2 protein-coding genes are annotated in these 1,925 nt (G+C 68.2%); both read right to left on the bottom strand.

Annotation, left to right across the window (positions count from 1 at the left end; genetic code table 11):
* Positions 1–816: peptide chain release factor 2 (locus FJ108_18490; GenBank protein MBM4337882.1), on the bottom strand; the 816-nt coding region annotated here is incomplete at its 3' end.
* A 153-nt stretch (positions 817–969) separates the two neighbouring features.
* On the bottom strand, positions 970–1,551 hold the full coding sequence (locus FJ108_18485) for a hypothetical protein (protein ID MBM4337881.1): 582 nt from the start codon (positions 1,549–1,551) through the stop codon (positions 970–972).
* Between the last annotated feature and the right edge of the window lie 374 nt (positions 1,552–1,925).

Raw genomic sequence — 1,925 nt, 5'->3', positions numbered from 1 at the left:
CTTGGCGCGCAGCACCTTCAGCGCGTGCGCCTTGTTCTTGTGCTGGCTGCGCTCGCTCTGGCACTGCACCACGATCCCGGTCGGGAGGTGCGTGAGGCGCACCGCCGAGTCGGTCTTGTTCACGTGCTGCCCGCCCGCGCCCCCGGCGCGGTAGGTGTCGATGCGCAGGTCCTTCTCCTCGTCCAGATCGACGACGATCTCGTCGCCGATGTCCGGCACGATCGAGACCGCGGCGAACGCGGTCTGGCGCCGCTTGTTCGCGTCGAACGGCGAGATCCGCACCAGGCGGTGGATGCCGATCTCGCTGCGCAGGAAGCCGTAGGCGTTCTGGCCCTTCACGGTGAGCGTGACGCCCTTCAGGCCCGCCTCCTCGCCGGCCTGGATGTCGATGATCTCGGCCGCGAAGCCGTGGCGCTCGCACCAGCGCAGGTACATGCGCAGCAGCATCTCCGCCCAGTCCTGCGAGTCCGTGCCACCCGCGCCGGCGTTGATCGAGACGATCGCGTCCTTGGCGTCGTGTTCGCCCGAGAGCATGCGCTCGAGCTCCGCCGCTTCCACGCGATCGCGCAGCTGTGACACCGAGCGCTCCGCCTCGGCGACGGCGTCCGCGTCCGACGCCTCGCTCGCGAGCTCGAGCATGAGGTCGGCGTCCTCGGCGAGCTCGTCGGTCTCGGCGAAGAAACCGAGCGCGCGCTCTAGGTCGCGCTGCTCGCGCAGCGTCTTCTCGGCGCGCTCACGGTCCTCCCAGAGAGCCGGATCGGAAGCCGCGCGCTGCAGCTCCTCGAGCTTCGCCTGCTTCGCGGGAAGGTCAAAGATGCCTCCGCAGCTCCGCGAGTCGCTCGCGCAGCCCCGGCAGCTCTTCCCGAAGCTCGCGAATCCTGGCGCTCAAGTCTTCGGACACGGACTCCCCCTTGGCGAGTTCCGTTCATAGCAAATGAGCCCTGGCGGGGCATGCCTGCGAGCCGGAGATCAGTCCAGCGGCTCGACCCAGTTGACCGCGCGCAGCGGCAGGCTCGGCTGGTCGAGGGTCGCGCCGAGCCGGTCGTTCGCCTTCAGGCTCTCGGCGCCGAACAGGTAGCGGATTCCGACCAGCGCGATGTGCTCGGTCAGCTGCTCGCCCTCGGTCGTGGTGTCGTAGTACGCGCCGCGATAGGCGCCGAAGCCGTGCCACCCGCCGCTGATGCGCCGGTCGTAGCGCAGCGCCCAGTCGATCGCCCACATGTCGTCATTTCCGTCGACCGCGTCGTTCGCGTTGGCAAACGAGGTCGCCAGCTCGATGCGGCTGTCGTCGTCCAGGAAGTACCGCCCGACGCCGCGAACCACGTAGGCGGGCCGGAAGTTCTCCTCGGTGTCCTCGACGTCACCGCTAACTCGCGCGGCCTGCAGGTACAGCGTAGCAGCATCGAGATACGCCTGACCTTCGACACCGATCCAGGTCGCGTTCGTGTCTCCGCGGTAGCGCTCGGTCCAGCCGCGCCCGCCTCCGCCGAAGATGCCGACCAGCCCTCGCGCCGGATCCCGCCAGCTCAGATGCGCGCCTCCGAAGATCATGCTGTCCTGGTTGTCGTCTCCGCTCGTGCTCGCGTAGTTCTTCTCGCCCGAGACGTCGATCTGCGTCGAGAAGCGCTCGCCCAGCGGAACCGCGATCGACCCGGAGCCGCCGATCAGCGGGTAGCTCTGGTCGTCGGTCTCGTCCGGGCCGGACTCCTCGTTCGATTCCTCGAGCAGACTCCAACCCGCGCCGCCTCGATCGAGCCCGCCGTGAGCAGCTCGCTCGCGAGCCCGAAGGAGGAAGTGAACGACGCCGCAAGAAGACCGGTCAGAAGCGCAATCCGAACTCTCATCGCATGTCTCCCATCGATGAGGACTCCATCGGACCGACCCGCACGGTTCTTCAGCGAGAGACACCCGAAGGATTCGTCGAC

This window comes from Deltaproteobacteria bacterium (assembly GCA_016875225.1).
Lineage (GTDB): Bacteria > Myxococcota_A > UBA9160 > SZUA-336 > SZUA-336 > VGRW01.
This window is presented reverse-complemented; position numbering and strand designations above follow the sequence as displayed.